Below are 507 nucleotides of genomic sequence, written 5' to 3'. Positions count from 1 at the left end.
TTACCTGAGCATGGTGGTGCATTGATTGTGTGTAATCATGTGAGCTATATGGATGCCCTATTACTGAGTGCCGTATGCCCTCGTTTGATTCGCTTTGTGATGGAAGAAGATTACGCCAACCTGCCGCCGCTAAGACGCTTTTTACGCCGTGCTGGCGTGATACCAATTTCTGCTAGCAACCGAAGTTCTATTCGTCGAGCATTTAACGACGTCGAAGAAGCTCTCAATGAAGGCCATATTGTCTGTATCTTCCCTGAAGGGCGATTGACCTCCGATGGCGAAATGAACGACTTCATGCGTGGCATCGACATTATTCTGCGTCGAAGCCCAGTACCTGTGATTCCGATGGCATTGAAAGGATTGTGGGGTAGTTATTTTAGCCGCGCTAAAGGACGAGCATGCAGAGGGTTCCCGACTCGCTTCTGGTCCAAATTGGAAATTGAAGCTGGCGAACCGGTAGATCCTAGCTCAGCCACCGCACAAACTATGTTCGAAAAAGTGCACGCA

1 protein-coding gene is annotated in these 507 nt (G+C 49.1%); it reads left to right on the top strand.

Annotated features, from left to right (window positions below; genetic code table 11):
- Positions 1 to 507 (top strand): 1-acyl-sn-glycerol-3-phosphate acyltransferase (locus R7Q09_RS28590; RefSeq protein ID WP_318144264.1); only part of this gene is annotated, 507 nt, incomplete at both ends.

This window comes from Vibrio sp. 2130-1, assembly GCF_033339515.1.
Note: the sequence above shows the minus strand (reverse complement) of the source record. Positions and strands in the feature narration are given on the sequence as shown.